Here is a 19,434-nt window from a genome sequence, read left to right on the forward strand (position 1 = left end):
GAAACACCAATGATTCTTGATAATCGCGTCGCGATCGTCACCGGAGCGGGGTCGGGCATCGGCCAGGCCGGCGCGCTGATCATGGCAGGGGAAGGCGCGTTCGTCGTGGTGGCCGACCTGAATGCCGCCAATGCCGCGGAGACCGTCGGCCGGATCGAGGCCGCCGGCGGCAAGGCCGAGAGCCTCGTTCTCGACGTGACTGACGATGCTGCACTCGAAGCCGGCATCGCCGCGGTCGCCGAACGTCACGGTCGGATCGACATCCTCCACAATCATGCCGGCGCACAGGTGGCGGGCGATCTGGAACAGGTGGCCGTCGAAGGCTTCGACAGGTCGTGGAGCCTGAATGTCCGAGCGCATTTCATGGCGGCTCGCTTCGTCATGCCGCTGATGAAGAAGGCCGGCCGCGGCGTCATCCTCAACACCTCCTCCTCGTCTGGCGTGCTCTACGATCGCGAGATGATTGCCTATACGACGACGAAACATGCCGTCATCGCGATGACCCGGCAGATGGCGGGCGACTACGCCAGGTTCGGCATCCGCGTCAACGCGCTTTGCCCAGGCTGGGTGGATACGCCCTTCAACGAACCGTTCATCGCCCAGATGGGCGGGCGCGACGCGATCGAGGCCTATATCGCCGAGAAGGTGCCGCTCGGACGCTGGGCTAATGTCTCGGAGATTGCCGAGCCCATTCTCTTCCTCGTCTCGGACCGCTCGTCCTACGTGACCGGGCAGATCCTCGTCGTCGATGGCGGCGAGACCATCGTATGACCGTGGTGAAACGGGTTTGCACCATTGCATCCGGGTGATTTTAGGTCGGTTCGGCTTATAGTCATCCGGATCTAAATCAAAGAATCTGAGCGCGAAAAAGCCGCCATGTTTCCATGGCGGCTTGACGGCCTGTCTGCTTGGGAGGCGATTTTAGGCCGGAAGCTGGAAGATCACGTTGGCGATCAGGACGATCGCCAGACCGCCAGCGAGTGCGAGATAAGGCAGCATGCCGGCTTTCTTGACGCCGAGATCCTGGCCGACGAGGCCGAGATCCTCCATTGCGCCTGCGGGGAATTTGCCGCCGTCGCGCACATAATGGCGATAGGCGAAGACCGGCAGGATCAGGGCGGCGAAGATGAAGCCGACCCAGAGCGCATTGGAATAACCCCAGACCTTGGCACCCGCACCGAGAAACAGCGCGTTGACGAAGGCTAGCACGGTGTTGAGGCCGATCAGCCAGGTCGGCGCCTTCCAGGGGCGTTCGATATGGCCGGAATCCATCCGGTGGATCCAGCCGGAATTGAGGTTGAGGAAGTTGAAGATGATGTAGCCGACATTCGAGACGGCGAGCACGAAGAAGTAGCCGCCGACATCCGAGGCGATCGCCAGCAGGAAGAGATTGAAGGCGAAATCGGTCCACATCGCCCTGGTCGGCGCGCCGTGTTCGTTGACGTGGTCGAGATATTTCGGCAGCCAGCCGTCCTTCGAGCCCTGGTAGAGCGTGCGCGAGGAACCGGCCATCGCCGTCATGATGGCGAGGAAGAGCGCCATGATCATCAGGACGACGAGCAACTGGGTGACGACGCGGCCGGCGCCGATCAGGCCGCCGAGCGCTTCGGCAACACCGGTGCCATCGACGATGCCGGGGGCCAGCATGCCTGCATGGCCGAGAACGCCCTGGAAGGCGAAGGGCACGAGGAAGAAGAACAGGCAGCAGGCAAGGCCGGAATAGAAGATCGCCTTGAAGGTGTCGGTCTTCGGGTTCTTGAGTTCGCGGGTGTAGCAGACCGCCGTCTCGAAGCCGTAGGTCGACCAGGCGGCGATATAGAGGCCACCGAGGAAGAGTGTCCAGCCGCCGTTGCTCCAGGTGCCGTCGGCAGCGGCATAGGCGGCCGTCGGCGGCACGAGACCGGTGACGTTGGTGGCAAGGATCTGGCCGCTGACGATCGGGTAGAGGCCGATGATGAGCAACGGCACCAGCACGATGATGGCCAGCCACTTCTGCACGCTTGCCGTTTCGGAAATGCCGCGATGCTGGATCGCGAAGATGATCAGCATCAGGATGCCGCCGATGAAGAAGGTGGCGTTGATATTGGCGGTGGCAAGGAAGGGAATGTTGAAGCTGAAGAGCGACCAGTTGCGGATCGCCGGCGTCAGGGCGGCGATACCATCGGTGCCGAGCAATGCCTTGATGGCGTCATCCGGCGTGGTGCCGGCATGGGCTGCGATATATTCGGCGACGCGGGGGCTGTCGGCCGTGATGGAAGCGGCATGGGCTGAGATCCAGTCGAGGACCATCTGCGAATCCGCTGCCGGAATCGGGTAGAATGCGTTGAGGATGTAACCGGCGGCGATGGCGCAGCCGAGCGACAGCACCGGCGACCAGGCAAACCAGTTGCACCAGACGGACAGCGGCGCGATGAATTTCGAATAGCGCAGCCAGGCGGTGGCGCCATAGACCGAGGCGCCGCCGGATTTGTTGGCGAACATGCCGGCGATTTCGGCATAGGTGAATGATTGCAGGAAACCCATCACCATCGAGATGATCCAGACGACGAAGGCGAGCTTGCCCGTCGTGCCTGCGATGCCGCCAATGGAGAAAAGAACGAGCGGCGGCACGCCCGCAGCCACCCAGAATGCGCCCTTCCAGTCGAGCGCACGTACAAGCTTACCTTCGGTGCCGGATGCAATCCCGGCCTCCACAACGTCTGTCATCGGTGAAATTCCCCATTCTATTTGTTCCGGACGTATCTTTGTACGTCTCCCTGAACGTGTCTCCCTGACCGTCTCAAGCCCGCCCGGATGATTTTTGCGATCCGCGTTCCCGACGGATTCCCCGAGTCTCAACTCTTGATGCATAGTGAAGATTTTTTCTTTTTAGTCAACTCGACTTTACTTTCGTGACGCATTTTGTAACCTGTATGGGTGGGTGTCGGAGGATGCCCGATCCTCCCATGAGGGCAGCATGCGAGAACTTCACCCTGCTATGACGGGCTTGCGGCCGGCGGCTGCGAGCCTCGTGCACTATCCCGGCATTCCCACCCTGCCGGAGGGGACCGAGCGTTACAGGGCAAAGGGCGGCGGATCGGTCGTTCTGCGCGTCGAGCCGGGCGACCGCGTCAGCGTTATCGACAGCGAGGGCGCACAGGTCTGCGAGCTCTCTTTTCTCGACGAGAAAGGGCGCTTCCTGGCGGCCGGTCTCGGAACGGCATTCAGCAATTCGGCCGAGGGTTTGAAGGCCATTCTTCAGACGGAGGATGAGAGTGCTGCCCGCACGCGTACAGCACTTCAGCGTCGCGGCGCCGATCTGGCAAAGGCCGGCGCGCTCAGCATTTTCGGCGCGGGCTCGACGCCGGGCAGCCGGGCGGAATTCACGATTTCCCTGAAGGGCCTGCTGATCGTCGCAGCACCGGCCAGCGCCATGTCGCCGGAGGCGCAGGATACGGCAACACCGATCGAGGTCAGGATCAAGCGCAGCCTGCTGATCCGCGATTATGCCTCCGCCCTGCCGGAACCGGTCGCCGATCCGGTCGAGGATATCCGCATCCGGGCGGCGACTGCGTCTGCCTATTTCGTGCGCGCTGGCGAATTCATCCAAATCATCGACGTTTATGGGCGTCAGTGCACCGATTTCCAGGCTTTTGCCGCCCGCAAGGTCGACAAGGGTCTCGACCTCGCGCTTGATTCCACCGTCACCCGCACGCTGCTCGGCCGCAGCTATCCGATGCCGGGCCTCCCCTCCAAGGCCTTCGACCGGGATTTCGAGCCGCTGGTCGAGATCGTTCAGGATACAGTTGGCCGTCACGACGCTTTCGCGACCGCCTGCAATTCCCGCTATTACGACGACATGGGCTATCCCGGCCATGTCAACTGCACGGACAATTTCAATGCCGCACTGGCGCCTTATGGCATTGCCGGCCGCAAAGGCTGGGAAGCGCTGAATTATTTCTACAACACCAATATCGACCACAACAACCAGCTCTATCTCGACGAGCCCTGGTCGCGTCCTGGTGACTACGTGCTGATGCGGGCGTTGACCGATCTCGTCTGCGTCTCATCGTCCTGCCCTGACGATATCGATGCGGCGAACGGCTGGGATCCGACGGATATCCACGTTCGCACCTTTTCCGGAAAAGAGAAATTCTCACGAGCGGTAGCCTATCGCATGACCCCTGATGCCGACGCCGAACTGACGCGGGAAACCGCCTTTCATCCCCGCCTCTCCGCGCTGACGCGGGATTACACGGAATATCGCGGCTACTGGCTGCCGAACCGCTTTTCCAGCGAAGGACCTACCGAGGAATACTGGGCCTGCCGCGAGCGCGCCGCCGTCATCGACCTCTCGCCCCTGCGCAAGTTCGAGGTGACGGGACCGGATGCCGAGGAGCTGCTGCAATATTGCCTGACCCGCGATGTGCGCAAGCTCTCGACCGGCCAGGTCGTCTATTCCGCCATGTGCTATGAGAACGGCGGCATGATCGATGACGGCACGCTCTTCCGGCTCGGCGACAAGAATTTCCGCTGGATCGGCGGCGATGATTTCAGCGGCGTATGGTTGCGTCAGCAGGCTGAGAAGAAGGGCTTCAAGGCGTGGGTCCGCTCATCGACCGACCAGATGCACAATATCGCTCTGCAGGGACCGAAGAGCCGCGATATCCTGAAGGAGATCATTTGGACGGCGCCGCGCCAGCCGACGATTGGCGAGCTCGAATGGTTCCGTTTCACCGTTGGCCGTATCGGCGGCTTCGAAGGTACGCCTGTCGTCGTCTCGCGCACGGGTTACACCGGCGAGCTCGGCTATGAGATTTTCTGCCATCCGAAGGACGCGCTGACGGTGTTCGACGCGGTCTGGGAGGCCGGACAGCCGCACGGGTTGAAGCCGATGGGACTGGAGGCGCTCGACATGGTCCGCATCGAGGCGGGCCTGATCTTTGCCCATCATGAATTCACCGACCAGACGGACCCGTTCGAGGCCGGCATCGGCTTTACCGTGCCGCTGAAATCCAAGCAGGACGATTTCATTGGCCGCGAGGCGCTGATCCGGCGCAAGGAGCACCCGCGCCATCTGCTCGTCGGCCTTGATATCAAGGCGAACGAGGCCGTCGGTCATGGCGATTGCATCCATATCGGCCGGGCTCAGGTGGGCGTCGTCACCAGCGCCACGCGCTCGCCGATCCTCGGCAAGACGATCGCGCTCGCCCGCATCGACGTGATGCATGCGAGCCCCGGCACCGAGGTCGAGATCGGTAAACTCGACGGCCACCAGAAGCGCCTGCCGGCGACGATCGTGCCGCTTTCGCATTACGATCCGCAGAAGACGCGGCCGCGCTCGTAGCGCATGCTTTCAAGATCAGGGGACGGCGGTCGACGCTCGATCTTGTGGCGCGCGCAAGACTGTCGAGATACAATCTGGTGGCGAAATGACGGCTCGAAAAAACTAAAAGTTGACATTTCTGACGTCAATGATTATATCTCGGTTGTCGATATTGCTTGTTTGACTTTTGTTATCGCGCGCTGGCAACGTGCCCTGGACGAACTTCCCTCTTCAAAATCGAGATCATCATCCGTCGTGCTTCCGCACGTGCGGCCTTCAATTGCTATGAAAGGGTTCGTTATGACCACTGGCACAGTTAAATGGTTCAATTCCACCAAGGGCTTCGGCTTCATTCAGCCTGACGACGGCGGCGCTGACGCCTTCGTCCACATCTCTGCCGTCGAACGCGCCGGAATGCGCGAAATCGTCGAAGGCCAGAAGATTGGCTACGAGCTTGAGCGCGATAACAAGTCGGGCAAAATGTCCGCTTGCAATCTCCAAGCCGCTTAAACTGAAATCTGCTTTCCTTTGACCGCGGATGTACCGGCACAGTCGAAAGTATGATACTATCAAGGTCAGGCAAGTTGCCTGGCCTTTTTGCTGCGTTCCGCCAAGCGGGCTCATAAATCCAGGATTGATATGACAGAGTCACACAGCAAATCACGCAAGCAGGCGGAGATTGCCTTCGGAAACGCGCAATCGCAGTTCCTGGCGCGAAGCCGCGCGGTCGAAGAGATCGATTCGACCGTACGTGCCCGCGAGGAAAAAACCTTGCGGTTACGCGAAGCGCGTGAAGCCAAGGAATTGCAGGATCGCTTGACAGGGGGTACTGCTCCCAGCGCGAAGCGAAAAAAGAAAATCTGACCCTACGGCAGAATTCCTTAAATCGGTCCGATTTCAGGATAAAGCGATGCAGCAGTTCAAAATATTACAGCGCCCTTTGCACGTCTTAAGACGTGCTGCGCCGTAGAACAGGATGATTTTAGGCCGGATCGGCCTAAAATCTGAATCCTGTTATAAATTAAAGAGTTAGAGCATGATGTCGTCCGAAAACCGCGCACAGTTTTCGGCATCATGCTCTAGGGTCGAAGTCAAACAGTCAGGAAACAGATTTGAAAAACGCCAAAAACAACGAGCTTTCCGATCGCCGCAGCGCCGCTGCCGAAGCCAAGGCGGCTCTCCTCAATGCGTATCGTAGCGCCAAGGATTCAGCCGAACCGACAAGGCTGGCAAAGCAGGCGGAGCGTCAAGCCATTGCCGCGGCCAGGGAAGAACGTCGCGCTCAGCGAGAACGGATCAAGCTCGAGGAGCTGGAACGGGCTCAGGCCGCCGAGGCCGAACGTCAGGCTGCCGCCGAGGCCGCAGCACGCGCCGATGCCGACGCGCGCGAAGCGGCCGACAAAGAGCGGATCGCCCGCGTGATTGCCGACGAAGCCGCCCGAAAGGCCGAACGCGACCTGCGTTACGCCAATCGCAAAGCCAGGAAGTCCTGATCGTCAGCGCCGCCTGTCGTCAGGACAGGCAGCGCTCTCTTTCAAGCGGCCTGCACGGCTGCATTCAGCGGGATTTCGACGTCGATCTCAAGGGTCGAGACGTATTCGTTGCGATCGATCGTCACCTGCACCTTGTCGTGGTCGAGCTGTACATGCTTTGCGATCACCGCCAGGATTTCCTCGCGCAGCAGGGTGACCAGGTCCGACCCCGCCGAGGAACGTTCATGGGCGAGAAGGACCTGCAGCCGTTCGCGGGCGGCCGGTGCGGTTCTCTGTTTGTTGAAAAGACGGAAAATATTCATGCCGCCCTCCGTCCGAAGATCTTACCGAAAATATTCCTCTTTTCCTCTGGGATGGCGATCGGCACCGTCTCGCCGGCGAGCCGGCGAGCGGCATCGAAATAGGCCATCGCAGCCGAGCTGCGGCTGTCTGCCAGCGTGACCGGCGCACCGATGTTGGATGCCCGCAGAACATCCATGCTTTCGGGTATGATGCCGAGCAGCGGGATGGACAGGATCTCCAGGACGTCGTCGACCTTGAGCATGTCGCCGCGTTCGGCGCGGTTGGCGTCGTAGCGGGTGAGCAGCAGGTGCTTTTCCATCCGCTCGCCGCGCTCGGCTTTGGCGGTCTTGGCATCCAGCAGGCCGATGATGCGATCGGAATCGCGCACCGACGAGACCTCGGGATTGGTAACCACCACGGCAACATCGGCGTGGCGCATGGCGAGCGTTGCGCCGCGCTCGATCCCGGCGGGGCTGTCGCAGATGATCCAGTCGAAATAGCGCTTCAGGTCGTTGATGACGCGCTCGACGCCCTCGGCCGTCAGATTGTCCTTGTCGCGCGTCTGCGAGGCCGGCAGCAGGAACAGCGTTTCCAGCCGCTTGTCGCGGATCAGCGCCTGGGTAAGCTTGGCGTCGCCTTGGATGACATTGATCAGGTCGTAGACGACCCTGCGCTCGGCGCCCATCACGAGGTCGAGATTGCGTAAGCCCACGTCGAAATCGACGACGACGACTTTCTCATTGCGTTGCGCCAGCGCCGCTCCCAATGCGGCGGTCGAGGTCGTCTTGCCAACCCCGCCCTTGCCTGACGTGACGACGATCACTTTCCCCATCATTGTCTCTCCTTTGCCGTGGCCCCAGTAATTCAAAACGTTGTAGCGCCCTTTGCGGTTCTCGATGAGACGCGCGGCGCTGTCGTCAGATCAGTTTCTCTGCCATGATCGCGTCGTCTTCGAGCCAGAGCTGAACAGCCTGTCCGCGAAGATTGGGCGCCATGTCTTCCGCCATTTTGTAGATGCCGTCGATTGCAACCAGCTCGGCCTCGAGCTTGCGGCAAAAGATCCGCGCCGATGCGTTTCCGATGGATCCCGCCATGGCTCGGCCACGCAAGGCGCCATAGATATGGACGGACCCGCCGGCGATGACCTCGGCACCCGAGGCGACCGAACCGATGACGGTGACGTCGCCTTCCGGAAAGATTACCGATTGCCCCGAGCGCACCGGTTCCCGGATGACGATCGATTGCATGGCCGGGCGGGGTTCCGCCGCTGCCGGTTTGCCGGGTAGATCGGCAGGCTCCTTTGCCTGAACTTCGATGTCGGAGACCGACCGACCGCCTTTGAGTGCCGGCGGCATGCCGGATCCGAGGATCGAAGGCCGTGCGCCCTCAATGCCCATGATGCTGACATTGCGCTTGGCAAGTTCGGCAATCAGGTCCTTCAGCTGTGGCCGGTCGATTTGCAGGTCCGTCAGGTCGAGCACGACAGGCCGTCCGAGGAAGAAGCCGGCCGAACGCGCAGCCAGATCGTCCAGCCGGATCAACCAATCATCGATGGGAAGATCCGGAGACAGCATGACCGCGAGGAAAGAGCGGCCCTTGATGCGGATAGAGCGAGCGTCTGTTAGCACTTTGGTCATCTATGTGAAGAAATCGTTGACCATGTCTACCGCTGCTATGGTTAACAAAAAGTTAACGCGGCCTTAATAACACCCACAATCACCTGAGATTTTTTAAGCGCAGAATTACCGCAAGTTATTGGAAAAGCGTTGCTATCGCCGGAAGCGCTGCACTGTTAATATTGCCGCTTCGACCTGAGCCGCAAATCTGCCGCTGCTTGGGGTAAAGCTCAGCCTTCGGCCTTGCGTTGTGCGTTGGAAATGGCGCGTGCGGCCTCCTCCGAGGAGTTGGCAAGCGTGCGCATCTCGGCGGCCAGCACGGCAAAGCCCGATCCGGCCGTGCCGGCGCGGGCGGCCTCGATGCCGGCATTGACGGCGAGCAGCTTCAGGTAACGCAGCGATTGCAGGATCTCATTGGTCTTCGAGGCGGTGATGCGCATGCCGGAGGTCTGTTCGTCAATTCGCTGATAGAGCGATTCGATGTTGATGATGCTGCCTTCGAGATAGAGAAGCTCACCTTTCTCGTCCCAGATGCCGCCGCCGGTCTCGGTGACCCAGATGAGATGGCCCATGGCGTGACGGATGCGGTACTCCATTGTCCAGTCCGTGCGCTTCTCCAGCGCCCGTCCGACGATCTCGTCCATCAGAGGCACGTCTTCCTCGTACATGATCGAGGTGAAGGTCCGCGTGCGGTTGCCGATGATTTCGTCGACGGGATAACCGAAGATGCGCTCGATGCCATTGGTCATCTCAAGCATCGTGTAGTTTTCATCGGCACGGCAGCGATAGAGAAAACCGCTCATGCGCCCGAGAACGCTCGTTTGAAAATCCATGAAGGCCACATTCGAAGAGAAGAGTTGCAGATGGATTTATGTCGTCTCATTTAAAATGGCGCACGTCACAATGCCGGAAGAGAGCGCGAGCACCCTCCTCCGGCAATGCAGGTCCGCCTCATCAGTTGCGTAGATATTCCTCCATGGAATCGTCGAGCGCCTCGACCCAGGGGGTGTGGTGCGTCGGCGACATGTTGCCGGTCATCAGCGATCGGTAGGCATGATCGCGAAAGCCCATGATGTTATGGGCCTTGTGATGTTCCCACTCCATGAAGGTCTGGTTGGTGCCCTCGATGTCGAAGGAGGGATAGTCGGTTTCAGCGAGCAGTTCCTTCACATAGTCGCCCTGGTACCAGATCATCTGCTCGGCATCCTCGAGCGTCTCCTCGCGGGCGCGCCACATGTCGAAATTGGCCTTCAACTCCTCTTCCGGCGGCAGGGTGATGCGGCCCATCATCACGTCGCGCGCCCACCAGGCCTGCACGTCGAACATGTTGAAGGTGTAGAACTGGTCCTGCATGCCGATATAGAAAAGCTGCGGGTTCTTGTCGAAGATCACCCCCTTGTAGAGGCTGTCGGCCCAGAGGCGATTGGCCGTCTTCAGCCGGAGATCGTCGGGCAGGAAGGGGAAATGGTGCTGGTATCCGGTGCAGAGGATCACGGCATCGACCTCCTTGGTCGAGCCGTCGAGGAAATGCGCCGTGCGGTTTTCGAGCTTGGTCAGCAGCGGCCGTTCTTCGAAATTCTCCGGCCATTTGAAGCCCATCGGCTTCGAGCGGTAGCTCGTCGTCACCGATTTCGCGCCGTATTTCCAGCATTGTGAGCCGATGTCCTCGGCCGAATAGCTGCGGCCGACGAGCAGGATGTCCTTGCCCTTGAACTCCAGCGCGTCGCGGAAATCATGGGCATGCAGCACGCGGCCGTTGAAGGTCTTCACGCCCTCGAAATAGGGCACGTTCGGCGTCGAGAAGTGACCTGATGCCACGACGACATAGTCGAACTCCTCGTCATACATCCGGTCCTCGATGCGGTTATGCGCCGTCACCGTGAATTTCTTCGTCTGATCGTCGAAGCGAACCATGCGCACCGGTGTGCTGAAGCGCACCCAGTGGCGGACGTTCGCCTTCTCGACGCGGCCCTTGATGTAATCCCAGAGCACGGCGCGTGGCGGATAGGAGGCGATCGGCTTGCCGAAATGCTCCTCGAAGGAATAATCGGCGAATTCGAGGCATTCCTTCGGGCCGTTCGACCAGAGGTAGCGATACATGCTGCCATGGACCGGCTCGCCATATTCGTCGAGGCCGGTGCGCCAGGTATAGTTCCAGAGCCCGCCCCAATCCGACTGCTTTTCGAAGCAGACGATCTCCGGGATTTCGGCGCCCTTCTGGGCGGCCGATTGAAAGGCGCGCAGCTGCGCCAGCCCGGAAGGACCGGCACCGATGACGGCTACTCTTGTCATGAAGCATTCCCCTCTTGATTATGTCGTTTTATCTGGTGCATCGCCGCGCCTCAGTCCGGATAGATGCCGGGGCTGGTCGGCGCCCCGTCGTCGTATTTTGAAAGCCACTCGATCGTCGTCTCGCGGAAGCGGGTAAGGCCCTTGTAGTCGATGAGCTCGGGCGGCAGCGTCTTCAGTACGCGCGGAAAGCGGCGCGCCCATTTCGGCACGGTGACGAGCTCTTCCATATTCATCAGGTAGCAGCGGATGACGAAGAGGATGGCGTTGGAGCGCGGCAGGCGCCAGAGGCTCTGCAATTCGACACGAAGATGCACCTTCTCGCCGACATTCTCCGGCGTCACCGTGGTGCGGTCAGGACCCCATTTGTGATAATTCTCCGGGCTGGTGTCGAGCCGAGGATTGATCGTCATCGTCCAGTTGAAGCGTCGTGTCGGCTTGCCCTGCTGCAGGTTCAACAGGAATTTCAGCGCCCTGTCGAAGACGCCGATCTGGTGGGCGAGCGGCACCGGCCCGTGCCATTCCATGAAGTTCATGCCGATATCGAAATCGAGCGACCAGTCGGCCTGAGTCGTCACCATGCCGGCATCCATCCAGAGATTGCTGTCGCGCTGGTCGACGATGCAGAAGTCTCCCTGGGCCTGGCGGGTGATATATTCGAAGGGCTCATAGGGCAGCGTCGAAGCATCGCCGAAGGTGAAGCTGTCGTCGATGCCGAGCGGGCGATTGATCCAGCGCCACTGGTCGCCGTTGCGGATCAGCGTGAAATGATCGGGGTACCCTGCCGCCTGCTCTTCCATCAAAAGTTCGAGCGTGTCCCATTGGGCGCTCATCATGTGCGGCAGCGCCTGATAGCGCAGCGGATCTTCCTTCAGGACCAGCGCCCGATCGTGCATCTCGGCGACGTAATGCTCGTCGACGTCGATCAGGCTTTCGTAGACGGTTCCCGCCCGGCCGTGCACGTGCGGCTCCATATTGACGGAATACATGTATTCGTCGCGGTCGAAGGGAAACGGGAAACGCCGGATGTTCTCGGGGCTGTTGCGATAGCTGAAATCGTTCCGGAAGGTTTCCTGCTTGAAGACGATTGCCATGTCCGGTCTCCTTGTTCCGCTTCCAATGCCGCTAGAGATCAAGATGCAGCGTGTTTCCCTCGAAGCGGGAAACGCAGATCATCACCTTGCGGCCGGATGCTTTTTCTTCGCTCGTCAAATAGACGTCATGGTGCAGCAGCTTGCCGTCGCAAGTGACGACGCCGGTCTCGCATTGACCGCAGGCGCCGCCGCGACAGAGGAAGGGCGCGTCGACGCCCGCCGCTTCGATCGCCTCCAGCATGCTTTCGTGATGGCCGACCTTCACGGTCTTGCCGGACCGCAGGAGCTCGATCGAGAAGGGCTTGCCTGGTAGAGACGACAGGAACCGTTCGGAATGCAGGTTCTGCTCCGGCCAGCCGGCGTCTAGTCCCGCCTTCAGCACGCCGTCGATCATGCCGGATGGGCCGCAGACATAAAGATGCGTGCCGAGCGGCTGGGTGCCGAGCAGGCGCGTCAGGGGGATGGCGCCGCCTTCGGCATCGCAATAGATCTTGATGCGATGTCCGCCATAGCGCTCGACAAGTTGCTGCCAATAGGCACCGCGGTCGCGCGTGCGGATGGCATAATGCAGCTCGAAATTGGCGCCCTCGCGGGAAAACTGCTCCATCATTGCAATGAAGGGGGTAATGCCGATGCCGCCGGCGATCAGAAGGTGCTTGCGCCCGCGCCAGTCCGGCTGGAAGAGGTTGACGGGATAGCTGACCGTCAACTCGTCGCCTTCGCTGAGCTTCTCATGCATGAAGGTGGAGCCGCCGCGCGAATCCTCGACGTGCAGCACGCTGATCTCATAGGCTGCGCAATCATGCGGCGGCGACATCAGCGAATAGGCGTTGCGGCGCATATGGCCGCCATCGTTCATCAAAACGATGACGTGGGCGCCGCCGGAGAAATAAGGCATCGGCTTGCCGTCAAGGCGCTCGAAACGGAAGCGCTTGACGCGCTCGGCGATCGGCGTGATCCGCGTCACGCGGACAGGAATTTCAGTGCCACCGCTCAAAGGAACAACTCCTCCGGATCAGGCGCGCTGCCCGGTTCTTCCGCATCGATATTGACGCCCTGGAAGGCGGCGAGCCGGCGCGAATAATGGTCGCGCACCAAAAGCGTCAGCCCGCAATGGCTGCAGGCAAACGGGCTGGTGGTGACGTCGTCGGTGACGCCCTTGCAATGCACGCATTGCACACGCCTGGCCAGCGAGCCGCGATGCTCGGTGATGACGGAGGCATGGTCCATGCCGTAATCGAGCGCCACGAGCATTGCCTGGCCGATGAAGCCTTCCGTGCCCGATAGATAAAGCCGCGTGCCCATATGAGCGGTGGCAAGCGACCCCTTCAATCGGAAGAGCAGCGTTGCGATGGTCGGGGCCGTGAAGAACATGTCGGCGCCGAGGCGGCGCAGCGCCTCGTCCAGGCCAGTACCCTGTGAGCCGCGGGCTACATAGAGGATTTCGCTGCGAGAAAGCGCCGTTTCGTCAAGCGCCGGCTGCTGATCGAGGAGAGCCTTGGCGCCCTCCCCTTCGAGCGCGAAAATGTGCCGCCGGGCGCGCGGCTGGATGGTCAGGCCCGTGTAGACTGGTCGGCTTTTGATGCCTGCAACGAGCATTCGCGTGCTCCTTAACCTACGGCGGTCCTCTTCTTCTTCTCCGGATCGTCGAAAGGAAGCGTGTGGGCGGTGGCGCCTGCCTTCACGGTCTTGCCGCGGACTTCGAGTTTCGTCCCATGCACCGCCTTGTCAACGTCCAGACGGGCAATCGCCATGGATTTCTGCGTCAGCGATGAATAGCTCGGGCAGGTGATGACGCCAACCTTTTTGCCGTCGGCAAAGACTTCGTCGCCGAGATCGGCCGGTCCGTCGGCATCGATCAGCATGCCGAAGATCTTGAAGCGTTCCTTACCCTTGAGACGGGCATGTTCCTCGGCGCCACGGAAGCCCGTCTTGCCGGGGCTGACGGTGAAGTCGAGGCCGAGTTCCCAGAGGCTGTCGCCGGGCGCCTGGTCGGCGAAGGGATACATCTGCGAATTGTCGTAGGGGTAGAACAGCAGATAGCTTTCGACCCGCAGCATGTCGAGAACGGAGAAGCAGCAGGGGATGATGCCCATCTCCTTGCCTTCCTCGACGATCCGGTCCCAGACCATGACGGCGTCCTGGCCGCGCACGAAGATCTCGTAGCCACGTTCGCCGGTATAGCCGGTGCGCGAGATCATCACCGGTGCGCCGAACAGCGTCGTCTGCATGTGGTGGAAATATTTGAGATCGCGGATGCCGGGCACATATTTGGCGAGATAATCGACCGCGAGCGGGCCCTGCAGCGACAGGTCGTGCAGGTCGTCGTCGAAGAGGACCGCGCAATTGCGGCCTGCCGCCTGCTTGACGAGTTCCTCGTGGCCGGAGCCGGAGCCGTGCACCAGCATCCAGGAATTCGGGCCGGTGCGATAGACGATGCAATCGTCGGTGAAGTGGCCGCGCTCGTTCAGCATCGTCGCATAGACCGAGCGGCCGGGGTAGATCTTCGTCAGGTCGCGGGTGGTGATGGAGTCGAGCACGGCGATGGCGTGCGGGCCGACCAGGTGCACCTTCTTCAGGCCCGAGACATCCATGATGCCGGCCTTGGTGCGGACGGCGACATGTTCTTCCGACATGTCCTTGTCGTAGGTCCAGGCGGTGCCCATGCCGCTCCAGTCCTCGAGCTTCGATCCCAGAGCGCGATGCCGATCCGCCAAGACGGAGAAACGCCATGATAAAGCCATTGTCCGTTCCCTTTTGTTTCCTCTACGGAATATTTATTTCCTGACTATATTCGTCTTTCGCGCCGTGGCAAGCCCGCCCGACATGGATTTCCCAAAACTTTCGGCGCCTTTGCTGCAGCCCTCAACGAATGAATGACGGATGCGGCTACGTTTTTGCCGTCCCCAACCCGTCTCTAACCCATGCGTTCCGAGGCGTAGCTGCCGGGGCTTGCCGGGAAGACCACGGTGCGGTTGCCGTTGATGAAGGTGCGGTGATGGATATGGGCGTGGATGGCACGCGCCAGCACCTGGCTTTCGACGTCGCGGCCGATCGAGACATAGTCGTCGGGTGACTGTGCATGGGTGATGCGCGCCGTATCCTGCTCGATGATGGGGCCTTCGTCGAGATCGGCGGTGACGTAATGCGCCGTCGCGCCGATCAGCTTCACGCCGCGGCCGTAGGCCTGTTTGTAAGGATTGGCGCCCTTGAAGCTCGGCAGGAAGGAATGGTGGATGTTGATGATCTTCCCGGACATTTTCTGGCACATCTCGTCCGAGAGGATCTGCATGTAGCGCGCGAGCACGATCAGTTCGGTGCCGGTCTGCTCGGCCACCTCCATGATGCGGGCCTCGGCCTGCACCTTGTTGGCCTTGGTGACCGGAATATGGTGAAAGGGAATGTCGTGGTTCACCACGACCTTCTGGTAGTCGAAATGGTTGGAGACGACGCCGACGATATCGATCGGCAGGGCGCCGATCTTCCAGCGGTAGAGCAGGTCGTTGAGGCAATGACCGAAGCGCGACACCATCAGCAGCACCTTCATGCGCTTCTCGCTGTCGTGAAAATCGTAATCCATCTCGAAGGGAGCGGCGACGGCTGCAAAACCGGTGTCGATATCGGCGCCCGAAAGACCCTCTTCCGAAATGAAGCTGACGCGCATGAAGAACTTGCCGGTATCGAGATCGTCGAACTGCGAGCTGTCGATGATGTTGCAGCCCTTGTCGGCCAGATAGCTCGAAATCGCCGCCACGATGCCGCGCGTCGACTTGCAGGATACGGTGAGTACGAAGTTCTTCATGCTGTCTCTTCCTTCGCTATCCCAAGCGCAGAGGGCCAAATCACGCCGGAGCTTGTCGGCTCCGGCGCATCAGCGTGTCTTCAGAACGTCCGTCCGTTCAGATGTCGAGCGTACTGTCGCGTTCCCACTGGGTGAAATGCGAGCAGAAAGCATTCCATTCCTGATGCTTGAGCTTGAGATAGGCGGCGGAAAACTCGGCCCCGATTGCCTCCTTCAAGCCCTCGTCGGCATCATAGGCGCGCAGCGCGTCGAGCAGGTTGAGCGGCAGGCGCGGCGCGTCCTTCACCAGATACCCCTCGGCATACATGTCGATATCATAATGCCGGCCGGGATCGGCTTTGCTGCGGATGCCGTCGAGGCCGGCCGCGATGATGATCGCCTGCAGCAGGTACGGGTTGACCGCACCATCCGGCAGGCGCAGCTCGAAGCGGCCCGGTCCCGGCACGCGCACCATGTGGGTGCGGTTGTTGCCCGTCCAGGTCACGGTGTTCGGCGCCCAGGTGGCGCCCGATGTGGTGCGCGGCGCGTTGATGCGCTTATAGGAATTGACCGTCGGATTGGTGATCGCGGCAAGCGCGGAGGCGTGCTTCATGATGCCGCCGAGGAAGGTTTTACCCTGAGCCGAGAGCCCAAATGGCATTTCCTTGTCCGCGAAGGCGTTGACCTTGCCATCGATGTCCCAGACCGAAATATGGGCATGGCAGCCGTTTCCGGTCAGGCCTTTGAAGGGCTTCGGCATGAACGTGGCGCGAAGGCCGTGCTTTTCGGCGACCGACTTGACCATGAACTTGAAGAAGGAGTGCTTGTCCGCCGTCTGAAGCGCGTCGTCATATTCCCAGTTCATCTCGAACTGGCCGTTCGCGTCCTCGTGGTCGTTCTGATAGGGCTTCCAGCCAAGCTCGAGCATGTAGTCGCAAATCTCGGCGATGACATCATAGCGACGCATCACGGCTTGCTGATCGTAGCAGGGTTTTTCGGCTGTATCGAACTGGTCTGAAATCACCGAGCCGTCGGCGGAGATGAGAAAGAACTCGGGTTCCACGCCGGTTTTCACCCGGAGCCCTTCTTTCGCAGCTTCGGCGACCAGTCTTTTCAGCACCACACGCGGTGCCTGTTCGACAGGCTGATCGTCCATGACGCAGTCGGCAGCAACCCATGCGACGTCTTTCTTCCAGGGTAGCTGGATGACGGAGGAAGCATCGGGAACCGCAAACAGGTCGGGATGGGCAGGCGTCAGATCGAGCCAGGTTGCAAAGCCGGCAAAGCCGGCGCCATCTTTCTGCATATCGGCGATGGCTTCTGCGGGGACCAGCTTGGCGCGTTGGCCGCCGAACAGGTCGGTATAGCTGATCATGAAATATTTGATGCCTTTGTCTTTGGCAAAAGCAGCAAGGTCCAGTGTCATTCTCGTTCCCCTTTGGATTTCTTGGAGACACTTTGGTTATGGATGCGAGACGGCCGGGACGTTTGCCCGGCCGGTAGTAGAAATCAGTAGCCTCCCTTGCCGGGATACCAGTTTGTGCCGGCGAGCGGGATCTGGGCCATGGCGGCCGCCTCCATCGTCAGCGCGCAAAGATCTTCCGGCTCCAGGTTATGAAGGTGGTTCTTGCCGCAGGCGCGCGCGATGGTCTGGGCTTCCAGCGTCATAACCTTCAGATAATTGGCAAGACGGCGGCCGGCGGCGATTGGATCAAGTCGCTTCATCAGTTCCGGGTCCTGCGTCGTGATGCCGGCCGGGTCTTTGCCTTCGTGCCAGTCGTCGTAGGCGCCGGCCGTCGTGCCGAGCTTCTGGTATTCTTCTTCCCAATGCGGATCGTTGTCGCCGATGGCAACGAGTGCTGCCGTGCCGATGGCAACGGCATCGGCACCCAGCGCCAGTGCCTTCGCCACGTCGGCGCCCGAACGGATGCCGCCCGAGATGATCAGTTGCACCTTGCGATGCATGCCGAGATCCTGCAGCGCCTGGACCGCGGGGCGGATGCAGGCGAGCGTCGGCATGCCGACATTCTCGATGAAGACATCCTGAGTCGCGGCGGTTCCGCCCTGCATGCCATCGAGCACCACCACGTCGGCCCCAGCCTTCACGGCAAGCGCCGTATCGTAATAGGGACGCGCGCCGCCGACCTTCACATAGATCGGCTTTTCCCAGTCGGTGATCTCACGCAGTTCCAGGATCTTGATTTCAAGGTCGTCCGGGCCGGTCCAATCCGGATGACGGCAGGCCGAGCGCTGGTCGATGCCCTTCGGCAGATTGCGCATGTTGGCAACGCGATCGGAGATCTTCTGGCCGAGGAGCATGCCACCACCGCCGGGCTTTGCGCCTTGACCGACAACCACTTCGATCGCATCGGCGCGACGCAGATCCTTGGGATTCATGCCGTATCGCGACGGCAGATACTGGTAGACCAGCGTCTGCGAATGGCCGCGCTCTTCATCAGTCATCCCACCGTCGCCAGTCGTGGTGGAGGTTCCGGCAATCGTCGCGCCGCGTCCGAGCGCTTCCTTGGCATTGCCGGACAGCGCACCGAAGCTCATGCCGGCAATGGTGATCGGCGTCTTCAGGTGAATGGGCTTTTTGGCGAAGCGTGCGCCGAGGACGACCGACGTGTCGCACTTCTCGCGGTAACCTTCGAGCGGATAGCGCGAGATCGATGCGCCGAGAAACAGCAGGTCATCGAAATGCGGAACCTTCCGTTTGGTGCCGGCGCCACGGATGTCGTAAATGCCGGTTGCCGCAGCACGGCGGATTTCCGCCAGCGTGTAATCGTCGAAGGTCGCGGACTTGCGCGGCGGGGTATAGGGGTTGTGATAGCTCATGATAGTCCCTCGCCTTAATACGCGTCGGCGTTGTCGATATTGAAATTGTAGAGCTTGCGGGCAGAGCCGTAACGCTTGAATTCCTCGGGCCGTACTTCGGTCACGCCCGCCTTTTCCAGAAGTTCGGCCAGCTTCGTCAGATGCTCGGGACGCAGCTCCTTTTCGATGCAATCGGCACCCAGGCTCTTGACCGAACCGCGCACGAAGAGCTTCGCTTCGTAGAGCGAATCCCCAAGCGCATCGCCGGCATCGCCGAGCACCACGAGGTGGCCGGACTGGCCCATGAAGGCGGACATGTGGCCGATATTGCCATGAACGACAATGTCGATGCCCTTCATCGAGATGCCGCAGCGCGATGCCGCATTGCCCTTGATGACAAGGAGGCCGCCGCGGCCGGTTGCGCCGGCATACTGGCTGGCATCGCCCTCGATGACGACTGTTCCAGACATCATGTTTTCCGCAACACCCGGCCCTGCCGAACCATGAACGGTGACGGTCCCACCGTCGTTCATGCCGGCGCAATAATAGCCGACGGATCCCTTCACGTCGACGGTGACGGGCGCATCGATGCCGACGGCAACCGAATGGCTGCCGCGCGGATTGACGACTTCGAAGGAAAGATCGTTCGAACCGTTCTGGATGTTGTGCAGGGCGCTGTTGAGTTCACGCAACGGCGTAGTGGCAAGATCAATGACAGGCATGTTTCGATAACCCTTGGAGAATACGCATGAGGCGC

At 60.6% G+C, this 19,434-nt stretch carries 19 protein-coding genes; 5 read left to right on the forward strand and 14 right to left on the reverse strand.

What is annotated here, in order from left to right:
• Positions 1–9: 9 nt before the first annotated feature.
• A complete protein-coding gene (locus RLCC275e_RS29925) occupies positions 10–771 on the forward strand; it encodes an SDR family NAD(P)-dependent oxidoreductase (protein ID WP_033183535.1) in 762 nt (253 codons plus the stop codon).
• A gap of 150 nt (positions 772–921) precedes the next feature.
• Here the strand turns inward: RLCC275e_RS29925 and RLCC275e_RS29930 are convergent, their stop codons facing one another.
• Positions 922–2,706: a trimethylamine N-oxide permease gene (locus RLCC275e_RS29930; protein WP_033183534.1), complete on the reverse strand. Its 1,785-nt coding sequence runs from the start codon at positions 2,704–2,706 to the stop codon at positions 922–924.
• Between the two features lie 250 nt (positions 2,707–2,956).
• Between RLCC275e_RS29930 and RLCC275e_RS29935 the strand changes: the two genes are divergently transcribed.
• From RLCC275e_RS29935 to RLCC275e_RS29950, 4 genes are all read left to right on the forward strand, one after another.
• Positions 2,957–5,326, forward strand: a complete 2,370-nt coding sequence (locus RLCC275e_RS29935) for a trimethylamine N-oxide demethylase (RefSeq protein WP_033183533.1) — start codon at positions 2,957–2,959, stop codon at positions 5,324–5,326.
• Positions 5,327–5,605: 279 nt separating this feature from the next.
• Positions 5,606–5,815: a cold-shock protein gene (locus RLCC275e_RS29940; protein WP_003548109.1), complete on the forward strand. Its 210-nt coding sequence runs from the start codon at positions 5,606–5,608 to the stop codon at positions 5,813–5,815.
• Positions 5,816–5,944: 129 nt separating this feature from the next.
• Positions 5,945–6,169: a hypothetical protein gene (locus tag RLCC275e_RS29945; protein WP_033183532.1), complete on the forward strand. Its 225-nt coding sequence runs from the start codon at positions 5,945–5,947 to the stop codon at positions 6,167–6,169.
• A 248-nt stretch (positions 6,170–6,417) separates the two neighbouring features.
• Positions 6,418–6,798 carry a DUF6481 family protein gene (locus RLCC275e_RS29950; protein ID WP_033183531.1) on the forward strand — a complete coding sequence of 127 codons (381 nt, stop codon included), beginning with the start codon at positions 6,418–6,420 and terminating at the stop codon, positions 6,796–6,798.
• 41 nt (positions 6,799–6,839) lie between these two features.
• Here RLCC275e_RS29950 and minE read toward each other — a convergent pair whose 3' ends face one another.
• The 13 genes from minE to RLCC275e_RS30015 form a co-directional block, all read right to left on the reverse strand.
• Positions 6,840–7,100: a cell division topological specificity factor MinE gene (minE, locus tag RLCC275e_RS29955; protein ID WP_003548116.1), complete on the reverse strand. Its 261-nt coding sequence runs from the start codon at positions 7,098–7,100 to the stop codon at positions 6,840–6,842.
• Positions 7,097–7,912, reverse strand: a complete 816-nt coding sequence (minD, locus tag RLCC275e_RS29960) for a septum site-determining protein MinD (RefSeq protein WP_033183530.1) — start codon at positions 7,910–7,912, stop codon at positions 7,097–7,099. The genes minE and minD overlap by 4 nt, the downstream gene beginning before the upstream one ends.
• Positions 7,913–7,997: 85 nt before the next feature.
• Complete coding sequence (gene minC / locus RLCC275e_RS29965) at positions 7,998–8,717, reverse strand: septum site-determining protein MinC (RefSeq protein ID WP_033183529.1); 720 nt, start codon at positions 8,715–8,717, stop codon at positions 7,998–8,000.
• Between the two features lie 209 nt (positions 8,718–8,926).
• A complete protein-coding gene (locus RLCC275e_RS34610; protein ID WP_033183874.1) occupies positions 8,927–9,529 on the reverse strand; it encodes a methyl-accepting chemotaxis protein in 603 nt (200 codons plus the stop codon).
• A gap of 121 nt (positions 9,530–9,650) precedes the next feature.
• Positions 9,651–10,988, reverse strand: coding sequence for a trimethylamine monooxygenase (locus tag RLCC275e_RS29975; protein ID WP_011655276.1), 1,338 nt, complete (start codon positions 10,986–10,988; stop codon positions 9,651–9,653).
• A gap of 50 nt (positions 10,989–11,038) precedes the next feature.
• The gene (locus tag RLCC275e_RS29980) at positions 11,039–12,079 is read right to left on the reverse strand and encodes a heme-dependent oxidative N-demethylase family protein (protein ID WP_033183528.1); all 1,041 of its coding nucleotides are present in this window, start codon (positions 12,077–12,079) and stop codon (positions 11,039–11,041) included.
• A 31-nt stretch (positions 12,080–12,110) separates the two neighbouring features.
• The gene (locus RLCC275e_RS29985) at positions 12,111–13,076 is read right to left on the reverse strand and encodes a PDR/VanB family oxidoreductase (RefSeq protein ID WP_033183527.1); all 966 of its coding nucleotides are present in this window, start codon (positions 13,074–13,076) and stop codon (positions 12,111–12,113) included.
• On the reverse strand, positions 13,073–13,678 hold the full coding sequence (locus RLCC275e_RS29990) for a dimethylamine monooxygenase subunit DmmA family protein (RefSeq protein ID WP_033183526.1): 606 nt from the start codon (positions 13,676–13,678) through the stop codon (positions 13,073–13,075). The genes RLCC275e_RS29985 and RLCC275e_RS29990 overlap by 4 nt, the downstream gene beginning before the upstream one ends.
• 11 nt (positions 13,679–13,689) lie before the next feature.
• Positions 13,690–14,823: an aminomethyl transferase family protein gene (locus tag RLCC275e_RS29995; RefSeq protein WP_011655280.1), complete on the reverse strand. Its 1,134-nt coding sequence runs from the start codon at positions 14,821–14,823 to the stop codon at positions 13,690–13,692.
• A gap of 173 nt (positions 14,824–14,996) precedes the next feature.
• Positions 14,997–15,881, reverse strand: coding sequence for a formyltetrahydrofolate deformylase (gene purU / locus RLCC275e_RS30000; RefSeq protein ID WP_003548134.1), 885 nt, complete (start codon positions 15,879–15,881; stop codon positions 14,997–14,999).
• Positions 15,882–15,978: 97 nt separating this feature from the next.
• Positions 15,979–17,286 (reverse strand): type III glutamate--ammonia ligase, encoded by a 1,308-nt coding sequence (gene glnT, locus RLCC275e_RS30005; RefSeq protein ID WP_033183525.1) that lies wholly within the window; start codon positions 17,284–17,286, stop codon positions 15,979–15,981.
• Positions 17,287–17,369: 83 nt separating this feature from the next.
• Positions 17,370–18,698 carry an FMN-binding glutamate synthase family protein gene (locus RLCC275e_RS30010; protein WP_003548137.1) on the reverse strand — a complete coding sequence of 443 codons (1,329 nt, stop codon included), beginning with the start codon at positions 18,696–18,698 and terminating at the stop codon, positions 17,370–17,372.
• Positions 18,699–18,712: 14 nt separating this feature from the next.
• Positions 18,713–19,399, reverse strand: a complete 687-nt coding sequence (locus tag RLCC275e_RS30015; protein ID WP_003548139.1) for a GltB/FmdC/FwdC-like GXGXG domain-containing protein — start codon at positions 19,397–19,399, stop codon at positions 18,713–18,715.
• Positions 19,400–19,434 lie beyond the last annotated feature (35 nt).

Origin of the sequence: Rhizobium brockwellii, from assembly GCF_000769405.2 — a bacterium.
GTDB lineage: Bacteria > Pseudomonadota > Alphaproteobacteria > Rhizobiales > Rhizobiaceae > Rhizobium > Rhizobium brockwellii.